Origin of the sequence: Catellatospora bangladeshensis, from assembly GCF_016862575.1 — a bacterium.
Classification (GTDB): Bacteria; Actinomycetota; Actinomycetes; order Mycobacteriales; family Micromonosporaceae; genus Catellatospora; species Catellatospora bangladeshensis.
In genome coordinates this window covers 1-17,903 of the sequence record NZ_BONF01000035.1, presented here as the reverse complement: position 1 = coordinate 17,903, position 17,903 = coordinate 1, and the positions used below count along the sequence as shown (strand labels likewise).

At 71.9% G+C, this 17,903-nt stretch carries 17 protein-coding genes; 9 read left to right on the top strand and 8 right to left on the bottom strand.

The genetic code is table 11. The features are described from left to right. Positions 1–46: 46 nt before the first annotated feature. Positions 47–565, bottom strand: a complete 519-nt coding sequence (locus Cba03nite_RS27995) for a pyridoxamine 5'-phosphate oxidase family protein (RefSeq protein ID WP_203752337.1) — start codon at positions 563–565, stop codon at positions 47–49. A gap of 41 nt (positions 566–606) precedes the next feature. Further along, the gene (locus tag Cba03nite_RS27990; RefSeq protein ID WP_203752335.1) at positions 607–1,317 is read right to left on the bottom strand and encodes an SAM-dependent methyltransferase; all 711 of its coding nucleotides are present in this window, start codon (positions 1,315–1,317) and stop codon (positions 607–609) included. Positions 1,318–1,421: 104 nt separating this feature from the next. On the opposite strand from Cba03nite_RS27990, the gene Cba03nite_RS27985 reads away from it, so the two are divergent. After that, entirely contained in the window at positions 1,422–2,981 is a 1,560-nt protein-coding gene (locus Cba03nite_RS27985) for a hypothetical protein (protein ID WP_203752333.1), read from the top strand. Between the two features lie 60 nt (positions 2,982–3,041). On the opposite strand, the gene Cba03nite_RS27980 is transcribed toward Cba03nite_RS27985, so the two are convergent. Next, on the bottom strand, positions 3,042–3,821 hold the full coding sequence (locus Cba03nite_RS27980; RefSeq protein WP_203752330.1) for an SDR family oxidoreductase: 780 nt from the start codon (positions 3,819–3,821) through the stop codon (positions 3,042–3,044). 113 nt (positions 3,822–3,934) lie between these two features. Here Cba03nite_RS27980 and Cba03nite_RS27975 point away from each other — a divergent pair, with 113 nt between their 5' ends. Next, entirely contained in the window at positions 3,935–4,789 is an 855-nt protein-coding gene (locus Cba03nite_RS27975) for a helix-turn-helix transcriptional regulator (RefSeq protein ID WP_203752326.1), read from the top strand. A gap of 97 nt (positions 4,790–4,886) precedes the next feature. Continuing rightward, entirely contained in the window at positions 4,887–5,777 is an 891-nt protein-coding gene (locus Cba03nite_RS27970; protein ID WP_203752324.1) for a Vgb family protein, read from the top strand. A gap of 78 nt (positions 5,778–5,855) precedes the next feature. On the opposite strand, the gene Cba03nite_RS27965 is transcribed toward Cba03nite_RS27970, so the two are convergent. The 3 genes from Cba03nite_RS27965 to gnd form a co-directional block, all read right to left on the bottom strand. After that, positions 5,856–6,158 (bottom strand): hypothetical protein, encoded by a 303-nt coding sequence (locus Cba03nite_RS27965; protein ID WP_203752322.1) that lies wholly within the window; start codon positions 6,156–6,158, stop codon positions 5,856–5,858. 267 nt (positions 6,159–6,425) lie between these two features. After that, on the bottom strand, positions 6,426–7,721 hold the full coding sequence (locus Cba03nite_RS27960; protein ID WP_203752320.1) for a hemolysin family protein: 1,296 nt from the start codon (positions 7,719–7,721) through the stop codon (positions 6,426–6,428). 136 nt (positions 7,722–7,857) lie between these two features. Beyond that, positions 7,858–9,285 carry an NADP-dependent phosphogluconate dehydrogenase gene (gene gnd / locus Cba03nite_RS27955; RefSeq protein WP_203752318.1) on the bottom strand — a complete coding sequence of 476 codons (1,428 nt, stop codon included), beginning with the start codon at positions 9,283–9,285 and terminating at the stop codon, positions 7,858–7,860. Between the two features lie 260 nt (positions 9,286–9,545). On the opposite strand from gnd, the gene Cba03nite_RS27950 reads away from it, so the two are divergent. Then, positions 9,546–10,007, top strand: coding sequence for a hypothetical protein (locus tag Cba03nite_RS27950; RefSeq protein WP_203752315.1), 462 nt, complete (start codon positions 9,546–9,548; stop codon positions 10,005–10,007). Positions 10,008–10,013: 6 nt separating this feature from the next. On the opposite strand, the gene Cba03nite_RS27945 is transcribed toward Cba03nite_RS27950, so the two are convergent. Together Cba03nite_RS27945 and sthA are read right to left on the bottom strand one after the other, a co-directional pair. Then, the gene (locus tag Cba03nite_RS27945; RefSeq protein WP_239126059.1) at positions 10,014–11,012 is read right to left on the bottom strand and encodes an endonuclease/exonuclease/phosphatase family protein; all 999 of its coding nucleotides are present in this window, start codon (positions 11,010–11,012) and stop codon (positions 10,014–10,016) included. Next, positions 11,012–12,415 (bottom strand): Si-specific NAD(P)(+) transhydrogenase, encoded by a 1,404-nt coding sequence (gene sthA, locus Cba03nite_RS27940; RefSeq protein WP_203752311.1) that lies wholly within the window; start codon positions 12,413–12,415, stop codon positions 11,012–11,014. The genes Cba03nite_RS27945 and sthA overlap by 1 nt, the downstream gene beginning before the upstream one ends. Before the next feature lie 129 nt (positions 12,416–12,544). Here sthA and Cba03nite_RS27935 point away from each other — a divergent pair, with 129 nt between their 5' ends. The 5 genes from Cba03nite_RS27935 to Cba03nite_RS27915 all read left to right on the top strand — a co-directional run bounded on the left by Cba03nite_RS27935 (position 12,545) and on the right by Cba03nite_RS27915 (position 17,796). Beyond that, on the top strand, positions 12,545–13,900 hold the full coding sequence (locus Cba03nite_RS27935; protein WP_239126058.1) for a TrkH family potassium uptake protein: 1,356 nt from the start codon (positions 12,545–12,547) through the stop codon (positions 13,898–13,900). Then, entirely contained in the window at positions 13,890–14,552 is a 663-nt protein-coding gene (locus tag Cba03nite_RS27930; protein ID WP_239126057.1) for a potassium channel family protein, read from the top strand. The genes Cba03nite_RS27935 and Cba03nite_RS27930 overlap by 11 nt, the downstream gene beginning before the upstream one ends. An 86-nt stretch (positions 14,553–14,638) precedes the next feature. Continuing rightward, the gene (locus tag Cba03nite_RS27925) at positions 14,639–16,042 is read left to right on the top strand and encodes an APC family permease (RefSeq protein WP_203752308.1); all 1,404 of its coding nucleotides are present in this window, start codon (positions 14,639–14,641) and stop codon (positions 16,040–16,042) included. Positions 16,043–16,191: 149 nt separating this feature from the next. After that, positions 16,192–16,854 carry a hypothetical protein gene (locus Cba03nite_RS27920; protein WP_239126056.1) on the top strand — a complete coding sequence of 221 codons (663 nt, stop codon included), beginning with the start codon at positions 16,192–16,194 and terminating at the stop codon, positions 16,852–16,854. Between the two features lie 18 nt (positions 16,855–16,872). Continuing rightward, entirely contained in the window at positions 16,873–17,796 is a 924-nt protein-coding gene (locus tag Cba03nite_RS27915) for a TAXI family TRAP transporter solute-binding subunit (protein WP_203752306.1), read from the top strand. The last annotated feature ends 107 nt before the right edge of the window (positions 17,797–17,903 follow it).

Below are 17,903 nucleotides of genomic sequence, written 5' to 3'. Positions count from 1 at the left end.
AAAGCTGAGAGCGGGAAGAATCCCCCGCCTTCAGGCGGGGGAGCAGTCAATCGGGCAGGAGCTTGGCCACGTCGGGTGCGTACACGGTCATCCAGTGCGGGTGCAGCCGGTAGTAGACGACCTCGCGCTCCCAGTCGAACGCGTCGGCGCCGTAGAAGTCCTTGAAGTACGCCAGCAGCTCGGGCCAGTCCGCCGCCGGTGCGCCGCCCTCCGGGTTGAGGATCTCGACCGTGCCGTGGGTGAACACGCCGAGATCCTCGCCGCGCATGTGCGCCGCGCTGGCGGCCGGGCGGGCGGCCAGGTGCCGGGCCTTGGCGGCGGTGCGTGCCGTGCCGAAGTGCCACCGCCCGTGCAGAAAGTGCCCGTCCACGCCGCTGATCCGCGGCTCGCCCTTGGCGGTCACCGTGGACAGGGCGAGCGTGCACATGCCGGTCAGGATCCGGGTCAGCTGCACCGCGCCGATCGTGCGCGCGGTGAAGATCGATTGCAGGTGGGCGGTGGAGCGGGACAGCGAGGCGTCGAGCAGGGCCTGGAGTTCGTCGAGTTCGGATGCCGTTTCACGCATCGGCCCACCGTAACCAGCCGCGGGCCGGAACCCCGGCAGGCTCAGGCCGGGGTGAGGATCAGCCAGGCGAAGCCGACCGTGCCGCGGTAGCCGCCGAGATACTCGTCGCGCCGCCGGTCGGCGAACGCGCGGGCCTCCGGGGTGCCGAGCCGCTCGATCCCGGCCCGCCAGTCGGACTCGAAGTCGTCCCACTCGCCGATCGTGGACACCGCGACGTGCAGCGGGCGGAACCCGGCCGCGACGCACAGCGTTGCCAGCCCCGCCAGGTCGGGCAGGTCGCCGAAGGTCTCCCGGATCGCGGCGGTCGGCTCGGCCTCGTAGCAGCCCTCGCCGAACAGCAGCAGGCCGCCGGACTTGGTCAGCCGGTGCAGCACGGCCAGGGCCTGCTCGGTGCCGCCCCAGATGTGGCTCGCGCCGACGTTGAGCACCAGCTCCGCCGGGGTCTCCCAGGTGGTGGCGTCCGCCGTGTGGAAGGTGACCTGCTCGGTCAGGCCGAGCACGCGGGCGCGTTCGTCCGCATGGGGCTTGTCCTGCGGCTCGCGCTCCACACCGTCGCCGCTGATGGCGTACGCGTCGCTAAGGCGCAGCAGCAGTTCCCCGTTGCCGCAGCCGAGGTCGAGAGCACGCCAGCCGGGGTCGGCCGGGGCCAGCCGCCGGATCAGGTCGGCGGCGCGCAGCTCGCCGAGTGGCGCGTTGAAGGTGAGCCCGGCGGCTGCCGCCGCGAAGAACGGCTTGAGATCCTGGTCGGTCACCGGTTCACGCTACCGGCCGCCGAATATGCGCGTGCGCGGCGGCGGGTCCGCGTGCATCATGTGACGATGCTGATCAACTGGAAGGGCGGCCTCCGCCCCGCACGATGAGCGCCCGCGAGTGGCGGCTGCCGGAGGCGGCCGTGGACGGGCAGACCTACTTCGCACACGCGCTGTCGCTGGCGGCGCTGCACGGGCCGGGCCCCTGGCCGGACGGCGGCGCGCCGCTGCCAGACGCGCGGCCCCGCGATCCCCACCGATTCACCATGTCCGACACGGTCCTCGACGGCGTCCGCACCCAGCACGCCGGCGTCGGTGCGGACGCGGGCGCCGCCGAGCTGACCGAGATCCTGCGGGCGGCGCTCGACGGTTCGCCGTCCGCCGACCTGCTGCGGCGGCTGCACGACGTGTCCGCCCGGGTCGACCCGCTCGCCGTGGCCGACGGCCTCACCCAGGACCTCGCCGGCCGGCCGCCGGACCGGGTGCGGGAACTCGGCCGATGGCTCGCCGAGAACGGCGTCCGCCGCGGGCCGGTCGCGCTCGGGATCGTGCTGATCGGCCTCGCCGGTGAGAAGCGCGACGCCGACCTGCTGCTCCGGCTGGGTGCGCTGGAGACCCTGACGCTGTACGCCGTGGTCGCGCTGTTGCGCACGCAGCCCCACCCCGATCGCGCCGTGTACGTGCTCGCGCGGCGGGTCGGCGGCTGGGGCCGGATCCACGCGGTGCAACGGCTGAGGTCCACCCGCCGTCCGGAGATCAAGGCGTGGCTGCTGCGCGAGGGGTACCGCAACTCGATCATGGACGAGTACCTCGCCTATACCGCCGCCACGACCGGGGATCTCGCGGGCGCGCTCGCCGCGGACGAGATCGACGACGAGCTGCTGCGGGGCGCCGGTGGCATCCTGTATGCGCTGTGCCTGGGCGGCCCGGCGGAGGGCATGGACGATTATCCCGACGGCGCCGTGGCGGTCGAGCGGTATCTGCGGCATGTCGCCGCACGCCCGCCGGACCTGGTGCGGACGGCGATCACCGCCACCCTGCGCGACCACGCCGCGTCGGCGGGCGATGCCTGGTCGCCCGCCGACGCGGCACGGTTGCACGATCTGGCCGCGGAACTGTGCGCCCGGCCGGACTGGCGGGCCGTGGTCGTCGCGGCGCTGAGCGGCGAGGATCCGGCGGTGTTCCAGGTGGCGCTGTGGCCCGCGCGCCTGCTCGGCATCCCGTTCGTGACGCAGGTGATGGCGCAGCTCAGGCGCGGACCGTATGACTCACGCCTGTGGTACCAGCTGGTCACCGGCGCCGGGGACATCGACGAGGTGCTGCGGCTGGCCGAGGAGCTGCTGCCGCTGGCCGACCTGGCGACCGGGCCCGCGCTCGACCTCCTGTTCGGCTCGGCCGAGCCGGAGGACGCCCTGGACATGATCGTGAGCCGGCTGGACGGTCACCCCGGAAAGGGTTGGCCGCTGATCCGGGCGGCGCTGGCGAACCGTTCGATCCGCAACCGGAACATGGCGCTGAACGCCCTGGAGGCGTGGCCGGTGGACCTGATCACCCCGGAGATGGCGCGGGCGTTGGCGACGGCGGCCGGCTGCGAGCCCGACCGCGAGGTCCGCCGCCGGATGAACACCCTGCGGCGCGGTTGGCCGTCAGGCCTGGCCCGTAGGTAGGCGTGCACCGTCGTGCTCGGAGCTCCGTCCCCAGCGGTGTTCCGAGCACGACGGCATCGGTCACCAGGGCAGGCGGCCGTTGCGGGGCACGGGCGACGACGGGTCCCACAGGTAGCCCCACAGCTCGCCGGACGGGCCGTCGGCGGGCAGGGTGGCCAGCTCGACGCTGATCCGGGCGCCCTCCTCGGCGGTGCGGAAGCCGCTGTTGCCGTTCAGGTCGGTGGCGCAGTAGCCGGGGTTCGCAGCGTTGACCTTGATGGGCGTGCCCGCCAGCTCCTTGGCGTACATCGCGGTGACCATGTTCAGCGCGGCCTTCGAGGCGGGGTAGCCGAGCGAGGTCAGCGCGAACAGCGGGCTGTCCGGATCGGTCACCGAGCCGATCGAGCCGACCTCGCTGCTCACGTGCACGATGCGCGCTGCCGGGGCGCGGCGTAGCAGCGGCAGCATCGCGTTGGTCACCGCGATGACACCGAACACGTTGACCTCGAAGACCGCCCGCACGTCGGCGACGGCCGCCTGGCTCGGCGCCCAGCCCGCCGCACCGTCGCTGCCGGGGGCGCGGACGATGCCCGCGTTGTTGACCAGGATGTCGAGCCGCCCGAACGTCTCCGCGACGTGCTCTGCGGCCTGCCGGACCGACGCGGCGTCGGTCACCTCCAGCGGCACGAACCTGGCGTCCGCGCCGCCCTCCCGCAGCGCCGACTCGGCCCGCCGTCCCGCCTCGGGGTCGCGGGCGCCGATCAGGACGGTGTGGCCCAGCTCGCCGAGCAGCCGTGCGGTCTGGTAGCCGATGCCCTTGTTAGCGCCGGTGACCAGCGCGACGGTGGTTTCCTCAGTCATACCCTCACCGTGCCGTGGCCGCCGCGGTCCCGGGAGAGAACCGGTCAGCCTGGTATCGCCGATACCACCCGGGCGGGGTGCGGTCTCGCGGGCCGTCGGGCAGGCTGGTGGGTATGCACGAGCGCCACCGCACCGAACTGGCCGCCTTCCTGCGCAGCAGGCGGGAGCGGCTGCGGCCGGCCGACGTCGGTCTGCCCGAGGGCGGGGTGCCGGGCGCGGGGCGGCGGCGCACGCCGGGCCTGCGCCGGCAGGAGGTGGCGCAGCTGGCCGGGATGTCGATCGACTACTACATCCGGCTGGAGCAGGGCCGGGGCCCGCAGCCGTCGCGGCAGGTGCTGGCCGCGCTCACCCGCGCGCTGATGCTGACCGCCGACGAGCGGGAGTACCTGTTCCGGCTGGCGGGGGAGAACCCGCCCGCGACGACCGGCCCCAGCCGCACCCTGCTGCCCGCGATGCGGGCGCTGCTCGACGCGATGCCGCTGGTCCCGGCGTACATCGTGGACGCGAAGTACGACGTGCTGGCGTGGAACGTGCTGGCCGTGCACTTCATCGGCGACCTGTCGGCGTATCCGGAGCGCGACCGCAACATGATCCGGTGGATGTTCCGGTCGGATCGGCTGCGCGAGCCCGGCGCGGAGTCGCTGCGGTTCGTGCGGGCCACGGTCGCCGACCTGCGCGCCGCGTACGGCCGCTACCCGGGCGACGCCGGGATCGAGTCCCTGGTCACCGAGCTGCTGGGCACGTCTCCGGCGTTCGCGCGGATGTGGGCCGAGCACGACGTGCAGGTACGGCGCGGCGTACGCAAGACCGTGGTGCACCCTGTCGCCGGGCCGCTGGAGTTCGAGTGCCAGCTGCTGCACATCTCCGACAGCGACCAGCGCATGATCGTGTACTGCGCCGACCCGGGCTCGCCGACCGAGGCCGCCTTCCGCGCCCTGGCGGCGGAGGCCGCCACCCGCCAGGCATGATCGCCGTTTCGTGTCAGTAGGTGGGCTCTGACCAGAGCTTTCGACACGAGATCGCGATCATGGCGTTTGATCCACGCGGCCGCGGGAAGGACTCACCATGCCGGGCTCATCGCAGCACCCCACCGTCCAGATTCGCGAGTTCACCGTCAGCGGCCCTGATGCCGGACCCTATGCGCTGGTCGAAGGCCCGGACGGGTGCCTGTGGTGCACGCTCGTACATCAGGACAGGGTCGTCCGGCGCAGCCCCGACGGGCGGCTCACCGAGTTCGCCGTGGGCCGGGGCCCGATGGTGATCACCTCCGGTCCGGACGGCGCGCTGTGGTTCACCGAGGGCCGGGCGCACCGGATCGGCCGCCTCAGCGTCGACGGTGTGACCACGTCCTTCACCCCGCCGACGGCGGACGGCGGGCCGTTCGGCATCGCCGCCGGAGCCGACGGGGCGGTCTGGTTCACGCTCACCACGGCCGGCCGGATCGGCCGGATCACGCCGGACGGCACGATCACCGAGTTCCCGGCGCTCGGCGACTTCCCGTCCGCGATCACCGCCGGTCCGGACGGCGCCATGTGGTACACGCTGAACGCAGCCAACGCCATCGGCCGGATCGCGGCCGACGGCGCAGCCAGGGTGTATCCGCTTCCCACGGCGAGCGCCGGGCCGGTCGGCATCACGCTTGGACCGGACGGGGCGCTCTGGTTCGTCGAGATCGGCGCGGGCCAGGTGGGCCGGATTACGGTCGACGGCGACATCGCCGAGTTTCCGCTGCCCGATCGGCAGGCGCGGCCTCATGCGATTACGGCGGGCCCCGACGGTGCGCTGTGGTTCACCGAGTGGGGGACCGGCCGGGTCGGCCGGATCACGCTCGGCGGCGCGATCGACTCGTTCCCGCTCTCGCGACCCGATGGGGAACCCCACGGCATCGCGGTCCACGACGGTGCACTGTGGTGTGCGATGGAGACCGGCGCGCTGGCCCGGATCGGGATCGTCTGACGGCATGCATGTTCGAGCCCTCGGCTGGATCGGGCCGAGGGCTCGATGCGCGGCGTGGGAGCCGCGCGGGGAAAGGTGTTACGGGCTGACGGAGTACGAACCGCCGAAGGCCTGACGGCCGCCCGCGCAGGTCGCGTAGGAGTAGCCGCCGACGGAGACCCAGGAGCCGTACGCGGTCGAGCCGCCGAGGCAGCTGGTCCGGGCCTGGACCTTCCAGTTGCTCGGGTAGCCGGAGCAGCCGCCCGCGCGGAAGGTGGAGTAGCTGGTGTTGCCCGAGTTGCACCCCGCGGCGGCGGCCGGGGCGGCGGTGGCGGCGACGAAGCTGGCGGCCATGAGACCGCTCACGGCGGCGATGCGGGCCACGGACTTGATGGTGCGCAATGTTCCTCCTGCTGGGACGTGTACAGGATGGCGATTGCGGATCAACTTACTTCGACCGATCGATAAACACAAGAGATTGAGTCGATTTCTTGCACGCAATCTGTGCAACTACTTGCACGATTCCTCCGCCAACTTGCGCGGCGCTGCGTGTTCGGCCAGGGGGCCACATGGAAAGATCGCTGTCTCGTGTCCGAAGGTCTGGTTGGACCTCAGGTTGGGACACGAGACAGCGATCTTGACTACCCGGCGCGAGACTCCGCGCCCCGCTTAGGCGGTACGGTCCGAGTGCCGGTCGCGGTCGCGGACCAGGCGCAGGCGGATCTTGGTGATGCTGCGCTCGGCGACCTCGACCACCTCGCCGGTGAAGCCGGGCGCCTTCACGACGTCGCCGGGCTCGGTCGGGATGCGGCCCAGCCGGTCCAGCAGCAGCCCTGCGACGGTGGTGTAGTCCACCTCGCCCAGCCGGTCCACGTCGATGCCGAGGTCGGGCAGGTCGTGCAGCGGGAACGAGCCGGGCACCAGGAACACGTCGTCTGCCTCGCGGACCACGGCGACGACGTCCCGGTCGGTCTCGTCGTAGATCTCACCGACGACCTCCTCCACCAGGTCCTCCATGGTGAGGATGCCGTCGATCGAGCCGTGCTCGTCCACCACCAGGGCGAACTGCTCGCGCTGCGAGCGCAGCTGGCGCATCGCGTCCGACACCGACAGCGTCTCCGGCAGGAAGATCGCGGGCCGGGCGCGCTCGCCGACCTCGCCCTCGGCGTCGAGCAGGTCGCGCAGGTGCACCACGCCGACGACGGTGTCCAGGTCGCCGTCACGGACCACCGGAGCCCGGCTGTGACCGGAGTTCGCCAGCTCGCGCAGGCCCTCCTCGACGGTCAGGTCGGCGGCCAGGGCGAACACCTCGCGCCGGGGGATCAGGATCTCCCGGATGTCCCGTTCGGTGATCTCGAACGCACCGGAGATGATCTCCCGCTGCTGGGCGCTGAAGCCGCGCTGCGCGACGACCAGGTCGCGGATCTCCTCGGCGGAGATCTCCTCGCGCCCGGCCCGGGGGTCGACGCCCGCGATTCTGACGATCATGTCGGTGGCCTTGCCGAGCAGCCAGACGATGGGCCGCGACGCGGTGGCCATCCAGTCCAGCGGCCGGGCCGCGAGCAGCGCCCAGCCCTCGGCGCGCTGCATCGCGATGCGCTTGGGTGCCAGCTCGCCCAGCACCAGGGTGAGGAACGTCAGGACGAGCGTGACGATGATGATCGCGACGACCTCGGCGGCCGAGCCGAGGAACGCCAGCGCGGGCACGAGCGGCTGCGCCAGCGAGGTGGCGGCGAAGGCGGACGCCAGGAAGCCGGCCAGGGTGATGCCGATCTGGATGGTGGCCAGGAACCGGTTCGGGTCCCGGGAGAGGCGGGCGAGCACCCGGCCGCCGGAGGAGGAGCGCTCGAGCCGCTGGATCTGCGACTCGCGGAGCGAGATGAGTGCCATCTCGCTGCCCGACAGGGCTCCGTTGATCAACATCAGGACAAGCACCAGCAGGATCTGGGTGCCGTAGGCGCCCACAGGCGTTCACTCCTCGGAGTTCAAAGTTGAACCAACACCGTATCGGGTCGTCCTGCCCCCGGCGCACGGGGCGGTAAACACAAAGCTCCGTTCATGCAGCAGAACCGCATGAACGGAGCTTTGCTCGCGAAAGGCGTCAGGACTCCGGGCGCTCGGTCTTGTCGCCCGACCACAGGGTGTGGAACACGCCGTCGGCGTCGACCCGCTGGTAGGTGTGCGCGCCGAACAGGTCGCGCAGGCCCTGGGTCAGCGCGGCGGGCAGGCGCTCGCGGCGCAGGCCGTCGTAGTACGCCAGCGAGGACGAGAACACCGGGGCGGGGATGCCCAGCTGCGCGGCGGTGGCCACGACCCGGCGCCAGGCCGGCACGGCCGCCCCGATCGCCTCGGTGAAGGCGGGGGCGAACAGCAGGTTGGCGGGCGGGTTGTCGCCGCGGTACGCCTCGGTGATGTCGCGCAGCAGCGAGGCGCGGATGATGCAGCCGGCCCGCCACAGCGACGCGATCGCGGCCAGGTCCAGCTCCCAGCCGTACTCCTTGGCCGCCGCGACCAGCATGTCCAGGCCCTGGGCGTAGCTGACCAGCTTCGACGCGTACAGCGCCTGGCGCACGTCCTCGACGAAGGTGTCCGGCAGGTCCAGCTTCACCTCGTGGCCGGGCAGCAGGCTCTGCGCCACGGGGCGCTGTGCGGCCTGCGACGACAGGGCGCGGGCGAACACCGACTCGGCGATGCCGGTGACCGGCGAGCCCAGCTCCAGCGCGGCGATGACGGTCCAGCCGCCGGTGCCCTTCATGCCCGCGGCGTCGACCACGACGTCCACGAACGGCTTGCCGGTCTTCGCGTCGACGTGCCCGAGCACCTCGGCGGTGATCTCGATCAGGAAGGACGACAGGTCGCCCTTGTTCCACTCGGCGAAGATCTTCGACTGCTCGGCCGGCTCGATGCCCGCGCCGGAGCGCAGCAGGTCGAACGCCTCGCCGATGACCTGCATGTCGGCGTACTCGATGCCGTTGTGGACCATCTTGACGAAGTGGCCGGCGCCGTCGGTGCCGATCCAGGAGCAGCAGGGCTCGCCGTCGACGTGGGCGGAGATCTTCTCCAGCATGGGCCCGAGCGACTCGTACGACTTCTTCGACCCGCCCGGCATGATCGACGGGCCCTTGAGCGCGCCCTCCTCGCCGCCGGACACGCCCACGCCGACGAAGTGCAGGCCCTTCTCGGCCAGCGCGGCCTCGCGGCGGCGGGTGTCGGTGTAGTGGGAGTTGCCCGCGTCGATGATGATGTCGTCGGCGTCGAGCAGCGGCACCAGGTCGTCGATCACGGCGTCGACCGGCTTGCCGGCCTTGACCATGATCAGGACGCGGCGCGGCTTCTCCAGCGAGTCGACCAGCTCCTGCAGCGTCTCCGCCGGGACGAAGTCGCCCTCGTGGCCGTGCTCGGCGATCAGCGCGTCGGTGCGGGCGCGGCTGCGGTTGTGCACCGCGACGGTGTAGCCGTTGCGGGCCAGGTTGCGGGCGAGGTTGGCGCCCATCACCGCCAGCCCCGTGACACCGATCTGTGCTGCCATGATGTGACTCCTGGTCGTGAAAGCCCGATGTGAAACGGCCGCGCCGCTGCGTCCCTTGTCACTCATACCCCACCACGTCGAGCGCCCTCGCGCACGCTCGGGGCGGCGGTGTCCTATTGATCGAGAAGCCGTGCCTGGTGATCGCCGGGCGGCTCCCGATCTCATCCTGCCCGACGGCCGGGCGCGCCGAGCCGACGTGACGGAACTGCGCCGCACGGCGTGCCCCCACGTGATGGACTGAGTCGACTATTGTGCGCGCCATGACTGAGCAGCACAGCACCTCGAAAACCGGTCGGAGCCTGAACCGGATCGCCGTTCCCGCCGTGGCCGCAGTGGCGGGGGTGCTGCTGGGCGGCGGTGTCGTCGCGCTGATCGGCGGCTCCGGGACGGCCGACCCGTTCACGGTGGACGGCACCGTGACGGTCACCGGGGTGAAGGTGGTCGGCGAGTTGTGCCCTGACCTGCCCGACGACAAGATCCACGTGCTCAGTGAGACCGGGGTGATCATCGCGGTGGGGCAGCTCAAGAAGGAGCCTGCCAGCCGCCAGCTGCAGAACACCAGCTGCGCCTACCCCTTCACCGTCGCCGAGGTGCCGGGCGGGCACGCCGCGTACGGTGTCGTGCTACCCGGGATGAACGAGCCGCCGCGCCTGTACTCGGCCGACGTGCTGCGCGAGCAGGCTTCGCTGCAGCTGACCGGGACCTTCCGCATCGGCCTGTAGAACCGGTCAGATCCTGATCCGGGCGGCCAGCGGCAGGTGGTCGCTGCCGGTGCGGGGCAGCGACCAGGCGCGCACGACCGTCGCGGCGCGGGCCATGACGTGGTCGATCCGGGCGACCGGGGCGGCGGCGGGCCAGCTGAAGGCGAAGTCGGAGCGGTCGGTGTGCACCTGCTCGGTGACCGGGCCCAGGCCACGGTCGTCGACCGTGCCGTTGAGGTCGCCGATCAGGATCAGCCGGTCCAGCGGCTCGGCGGCCAGCGCCGCGCCCAGCTTGGCGGCGCTCTCGTCGCGGATCGTCGAGCCGAACCCGTCGGTGGGCCGCAGCCGCAGCGACGGCAGGTGCGCGACGTACACGGCGACGTCGCCGCGCGGGGTGTGCACGGTGGCCCGCATGCCCCGGCTCCAGTCGGCGACGATCGCCCGGGGCCGGATCTCGACCAGCCGCACGTCGCTGACCGGGTAGCGGGACCACAGCCCGACGGTGCCCTCCAGAGCCGTGTGCGGCAGCTCGCGGCCGAGCACGGTGGCGTACGCGTCCAGCGCGGCCGGGGTGACCTCCTCCAGCGCGACCAAATCCGGCCCGGCCGCGAGCAGCGCCCGCGCGGTGCCCGCCGGGTCGGGGTTCTCGTCGCTGACGTTGTGCTGCACGACGGTGAGGTCGTGCGGGGCGGCCGGGTCGGGCGGCAGCACCCCGCCGAACCCGTGCAGCCACGCGGCGGCGGGCAGCGCGGCGGCGGCCAGCGCGACCCTGGATCGGCGCAGCAGCGCCAGCCCGGCCAGCACCGGCACGGCCAGGCCGAGCCAGGGCAGCAGCGACTCCAGCAGGCTGCCCAGGTGCGCGAACACGTTCGGGACGGCGCGGTGGAACAGCAGCAGGCAGGCGACCAGCACGGACAGCGCGGCGAGCAGCCGGCCGCGGCGGCGGCCTGGCCGCAGGGTACGCGGTGGCACGGCCGGGCGCAGCGCTGTGGGCTGCGGGTCCGGCGCGGTCACGGTGGCCGGCATCAGTCGCGCAGGCTCGCGATGTGGCGCATCTTGTTGGTCGCGTCGAGGGCGGCGACCTTGTACGACTCGGCCAGCGTCGGGTAGTTGAACACCGCGTCGACCAGGTAGTCGACGGTGCCGCCGCAGCCCATCACGGACTGGCCGATGTGGAGCAGCTCGGTGGCGCCGGTGCCGAAGACGTGCACGCCGAGCAGCTTACGGTCCTCCGGGGAGACCAGGATCTTCAACATGCCGTGCGAGTCGCCGATGATCTGGCCCCGGGCCAGCTCGCGGTAGCGGGAGACGCCGACCTCGAACGGCACCCGCTGGTCGGTCAGCTCGTCCTCGGTACGCCCGACGTAGCTGATCTCGGGGATGGTGTAGATGCCGATGGGCTGCAGCGCGGACATGGTGCCCACGGGCTCGCCGCAGGCGTGGTGGGCGGCCAGGCGGCCCTGCTCCATCGAGGTCGCGGCCAGCGCGGGGAAGCCGATGATGTCGCCGACGGCGTAGATGTGCGGCACGGCGGTGCGGAAGTACTCGTCGACGGGGATCCGGCCCCGGTCGTCGGCCTGCAGCCCGGCGGCGGCCAGGTCGAGGGTGTCGCCCATGCCCTGGCGGCCGGCGGAGTACATGACGGTGTCGGCGGCGATGGTCTTGCCGCTGTCCAGCACCGCGATCGCGCCCCGGGCGTGCTTCTCGACCCGGGCCACGGCCTCGCTGAACCGGAACGTGACGGCCAGGTCGCGCAGGTGGTACTTGAGCGCCTCGACGACCTCCAGGTCGCAGAAGTCGAGCATGCGGGCGCGCTTCTCGACGACGGTGACCTTGGTGCCCAGTGCGGCGAACATGGAGGCGTACTCGATGCCGATGACGCCCGCGCCGACGACGACCATCGAGCGGGGGACCCGGTCGAGCTTGAGGATGCCGTCGGAGTCGACGATGGTCAGGTCGTCGAACTCGACCGTGGCGGGGCGGGCCGGGCGGCTGCCCGCGGCGATCACGATGTGGTCGGCGGTGACGGTGAAGTCGCGGCCGCGCTCGCCGGTGACGTGCACGGTGTGCGGGTCGAGGAAGCGGGCGGTGCCGCTGTGCAGGCGTACGCCGTTGCGCGCGAGCTGGCCGCGGACCACGTCCACCTCGCGGCTGATCACGTGGTGGGTGCGCGCGGTGAGGTCGGCGACGGTGATGTCCTCTTTGAGCCGGTAGCTCTGGCCGTACAGCTCGCGCTGGCTCAGGCCGGTCAGGTAGACCACGGCCTCACGCAGCGTCTTCGACGGGATGGTGCCCGTGTTGACGCTGACTCCGCCGATCATGTCGCCGCGCTCGATCACCGCGACGCGGCGGCCCAGCTTGGCGGCGGCGATGGCGGCCTTCTGCCCGCCGGGGCCGGAACCGATGACGAGGACGTCCGCATCACGCATGGGGCATACCCTGACACGGCTTCGTTAACGGCGGTGACCCCCGAACGGTCCGGGCGGCGCTCGATGTGGGCCGATCTTCGCGCCGGAGGTGGATCACCGGGCTGGGCGTGAGTTGGTAGGGTCGCCGACGTGCGCAGGAGCGTCTCGACGGTCATCCTCGACCAGTTCCACCACCCCACGCAGGTGATCGTCGGCGGATTCGCGACGGCGGTCCTGGTGGGGACCGGGCTGTTGTCGCTGCCGCTGGCCACCGAGTCGGGCGAGTCCGCGCGGTTCCTGGACGCGCTGTTCACGGCGACCTCGGCGGTATGCCTGACCGGGCTGGTGCTGGTGGACAGCGAGACGCACTGGTCGATCGCCGGCGAGCTGATCATCATGGTCCTCGTGCAGGCCGGCGGCCTGGGCATCATGACGATGGCGACGCTGTTCGCGGTCGCCCTGTCGGGCCGGATGGGGCTGCGGGCTCGCATGCTGGTCCAGGTCGAGACGAAGACGCTGCAGATGACCGACCTGCGCCGGGTGGTCCGCAACGTGCTCATCCTCAGCCTCGGCACGGAGCTGCTGCTCACGCTGCTGCTGGGGGCCCGTTTCATGATCGCGTATGGGGAGTCGTTCGGCCGCTCGCTCTACCTCGGCGCGTTCCACTCGATCTCGGCGTTCAACAACGCCGGGTTCGCGCTGTGGCCGGACAGCGTGGTGCGGTTCAACACCGACCCGTGGATCTGCCTGACCCTGGCCGCCGGGGTGATCATCGGCGGGCTTGGCTTCCCGGTGCTGTTCGAGCTGCGCCACGGCTGGCGGCGGCCGAGCCGGTGGTCGGTGCTCACCCGGATCACGCTCACGCTGACCGTCGTGCTGCTGGTGATCGGCACGGTCCTGCTGCTGGCCACGGAGGGGCGCAACCCGCGCACGCTCGGCCCGATGTCGGGCGCCGACCAGCTGCTCAACGCGTTCTTCGGCGCGGTGATGCCGCGCAGCGGCGGGTTCAACTCGATCGACATCGCGGCGATGTACCCGTCGAGCTGGCTGGCCTACGACGCGCTGATGTTCATCGGCGGCGGCAGCGCGGGCACCGCGGGCGGCATCAAGGTCACCACGTTCGGGCTGCTGGCGTACGTGATCTGGGCCGAGCTGCGGGGCGAGCCGTCGGTGAACGTCGGCCGGCGCCGGGTGCCGGTGCAGCTGCAGCGCCAGGCGCTGACCATCGCCCTGGTCGGCGTGGGCACGGTCGCCGCGTCGACGTACCTGCTGCTCGTGCTCAACCCGCACCGGCTGGATCAGGTGCTGTTCGAGGCGATCTCCGCGTTCGCCACGGTGGGCGTGTCCACCGGCATCACGCCGCAGCTCGACGCCGCCAGCCACGCGCTGCTGGCGATCCTGATGTTCGTGGGCCGGGTCGGCCCGCTGACCCTGGGCACCGCGCTGGCGCTGCGCGCCAAGACCCGTCATTACGAACTACCCGAGGAGCGCCTCCTTGTCGGCTGAGAAGAACGATCCCGTGGTCGTCATCGGGCTGGGCCGGTTCGGCAGCTCGCTGGCGATCGAGCTGATGCGCCGGGGCACCGAGGTGCTGGCGATCGACAACCGGCCCAAGCTGGTGCAGAGCCTGTCCGGCCAGCTCACCCACGTGGTGGCGGCCGACTCGACGGACATCGAGGCGCTGCGCCAGCTCGGCGTGGGCGAGTTCAGCCGGGGCGTGGTGGCCATCGGCAGCGACCTGGAGGCCAGCATCCTCACCACGTCGCTGCTGGTCGAGCTGGAGGTCGCCGACATCTGGGCGAAGGCGGTCAGCCGCCAGCACGGCCGGATCCTGGAGCGCATCGGCGCCAAGCACATCGTGCTGCCCGAGCACGACATGGGCGAGCGGGTCGCGCACCTGGTGTCCGGGCGGATGCTCGACTACATGGAGATCGACTCCAACTTCGCGCTGGTCAAGACGCGCCCGCCGCACGAGTACGTGGGCGTGCCGCTGGGGGAGACCCGGCTGCGGCGCAAGCACGGGGTGACCATCGTGTGCGTGAAGGCGCCCGGTCAGGAGTTCACCTACGCCGACGCGCAGACCGTGCTGCAGTACGGCGACATCATCGTGGTCGCGGGGCCGGTGGACCGGGTGGAGCGCTTCGCCGAGCTGCCCTGACCCGTTCTGATCATCCGGGGCCCGGGAACGGAGGAGGATGAGGAGCAGCGGCACCTGGCCGCCGCTCGGCCCCGGGAGGCTTGCCGATGAGCGCCGACGTCTCCGTGCCCGCTCCGCACTCGCACGACGATCCGCACGCGCTGAAACGGATCATCACCCGGCCCATGCTGATCTTCTTCATCCTGGGCGACATCCTCGGCGCCGGGATCTACTCGCTGACCGGCCAGGTCGGGGCGAAGGTGGGCGGGGCGATCTGGGCGTCGTTCCTGGTCGCGTTCGTGCTGGCGTTTCTGACCGCGTTCGCGTACATGGAGCTGGTCACGAAGTATCCGCAGGCGGCGGGCGGTGCGCTGTACTGCGACCGGGCGTACCGGATCAAGTTCCTGAGCTTCCTGGTCACCTTCGCGATCATGGCGTCCGGGGTGACCTCGGCCAGCTTCGCCGCGACCCGTATCGGCGGGCGGTACTTCACCGGCCTGACCGGGGTGGTGAACCCGCCCATGGTGCTGATCGGCATCCTGGCGATCCTGCTGGTGGCGGCGATCAACTACTGGGGCATCTCCGAGTCGATCAAGGTGAACATCGTCATCACCTGCATCGAGCTGTCCGGCCTGCTGTTCATCATCGGGGTGGGCGCCAGCGTGCTGGCCAAGGGCTCGGGCGACCCTGCCGCCGCGTTCGACTTCGCCGGGACCGGATTCGGCGTGTTCACCGGGATCATGGCCGGAGCGGCGACCGCCTTCTACGCCTTCCTGGGCTTCGAGGACTCGGTGAACCTCGCCGAGGAGACCACCGACCCGCCGCGCAACTTCCCGCCCGCGATGATCACCGGCCTGCTCGCCGCCGGGGTCATCTACCTGCTGGTGGCGTTCACGGCGGCCATGGTGGTGCCGCTGGACGTGCTGACGAAGTCGAGCGGGCCGCTGCTGGAGGTGGTGCGCATCGGCGCGCCCGACCTGCCCGTCTCGCGGATCTTCTCGGCCATCTCCATGATCGCGGTGTCCAACACCATGCTGATCAACATGCTGATGGCGTCCCGGCTGCTGTACGGCATGGCGCGGCGCGACGTGCTGCCCCGGCCCTTCGCGGTGCTGTCGCCGCGGCGTACCCCCTGGATCGCGATCCTGTTCACCACGGCCCTGTCGATCCTGCTGCTGGTTACCGTCAACGACCTGACCAACCTGTCCGACACCACCGTGCTGCTGCTCACCGCGGTGTTCATGCTGGTCAACATCGCCGCGCTGGTGCTGCGCCGCGACCACGTCGCGCACCGCCACTTCCACGCCCCGACGATCGTCCCGGTGCTCGGCGCGATCGTGTCGGCGGTGTTCCTGCTGCCGTTCGTCCGCGAGGCGAACATCTACCTGCTGGCGTTCTGGCTGCTGCTGGGCGGTGTCGCGCTGTGGGCGCTGAACCGGCTGGTGATCCGGCACCTGCCCCCGCGCGACGGCAGCGCGGCCGGCCCGCCGCCGCTGGAGGACTCCGTCTGAAGCGCAAGTTTTCCTCAAGGCTGCGCCGTACGTATTCCGCGCGGGCGCGCGAACCCCTCACCGTGGGTACACCGACGGAACACGCCCCGCCGTACCTGGGGGGCCGGGCGTGTTCCGCCGCACCAACGACGCTGACGACGGGAGAAACCATGCGGGCCACCCTCGACCTGCTGCCCGCCGCCGCCGCGTGCGCGCCGGTCACCCGGCTCGACCGGGCCCGGCTGGAGGACGCGTTCGAGCTGGCCTGCCTGGTCCGGGCGACCTCGCCGGCGGCGAACGGGGGGGTGCGGACGGTCCATCCCCGCCGGGCGGCGCTGCCGGCGGGGATGGTCGAGTTCAACGGCGAGGCCGCCGCCCGCCGCATGGGCCAGCTCATGCGCGCGCTGCACCTGCCCTTCGCGCACGACGTCGCCGAGGCGGGCCTGCGCCGCCGCTACCGCCTGCACCGGGTCAGCGTGCCCGGCGCGCACCGCGACGCGTACGCCGAGCTGAGCGCGGCGGCCTGGCGGCAGGGCCGGGCCAGCGTGCTCAGCACCGCGGCCGTCGGCACCTCCGCGCCCGCGCACGCCGAGCGGCTGCGCCTGGCCGGGGCCGCGTGGCGGGCCGTGCTGCTGTCGGCCGGCCGCCACATGCGCAAGCACATCCTCGGGGTACGCGTCAGCGAGCCGGACCTGGCCACCGTGCTGGTCCGCGGGGCGCACCTGCTCGGCGCGCAGGCGACGCTCTCCCCGCAGGCGGGCAGCCTCCTGCTGAGCGTGCCCGGCGCCGCCGCGCACCGCATCCTGCAGGGGGCGGGCGCGCTGCCCGCCTGACCGGGTAGTTTCTGGCGCGTGGTCCGGCGGCGTGTCTTCCCGGCCGCCGCGCTGGCCGTGGCGGTCCTGCTCGGCGTGGGCGGGTGCACCGAGCCCACACCCGAGCCGGTGCGCCTGAGCATCGCCACCGGCAGCCAGACGGGCGTGTACTACGTGTTCGGCAAGGCGTACGCGGCGATCGTCGAGCGCGAGCTGCCGTACGTGGAGACCAACGTCCTGATCACCACGGCCTCGGCGCAGAACGTGGAGCTGGTCGGCGACGGCCGGGCGCAGCTCGGCTTCACCCAGGCCGACATCCTGCCGTCCACCGGCAACAAGGTCATGGCCGTGGCCCGGGTGTACGACGACCTGCTGCACCTGGTGACCCGTGCGGACGGGCCGGTGCGCGACCTCGCCGATCTGAAGGGACGGCGGGTGTCGGTGGGCGCGCCCGGCTCGGGCACGGCCATCACGGCGAACCGGCTGCTGGACGTCGCGGAGCTGGCCGGCGACCGGGTCGAGGTGCACCAGCTCGGCCTGGACGCCTCGGCGGCGGCGCTGCGCAAGGGCGAGATCGATGCGTTCTTCTTCTCCGGCGGCCCGCCGGTCCGGGCGGTCGAGCAGCTCGTCGCCGACCTGCCGATCCGGCTCGTGGAGCTGGGCGGCTGGACCGACGCGCTGCGGGTGCGCTACAGCGAGGTCTACGTCAGCCGCGACGTGCCGTACTCCGTCTACGGCCTCGACCCGATCAGCACCGTCGCCGACCCGAACTACCTCGTCGTCCCGGCGGGCATGGACGAGGACCTGGTCTTCGAGCTGACCCGGATGCTCATGGAGCACCGCGACGAACTCGGCGTGGCCCACCCCGCGGCCGGCCGCATGAACCCGCAGTCCGCCATCGCCACCGCCCCGCTCCCACTCCACCCCGGCGCCGCCCGCTACTACCAGTCGATCAAGCCCTAACCCACCCCCGCCGACCGGGCCGCAGTTTCAGGGAAACCACGCGACCAACAGCCCGACGGACCGCAGTTTCCCCGAAACTGCACGACCAACCGAACGGGCTGCAGTTT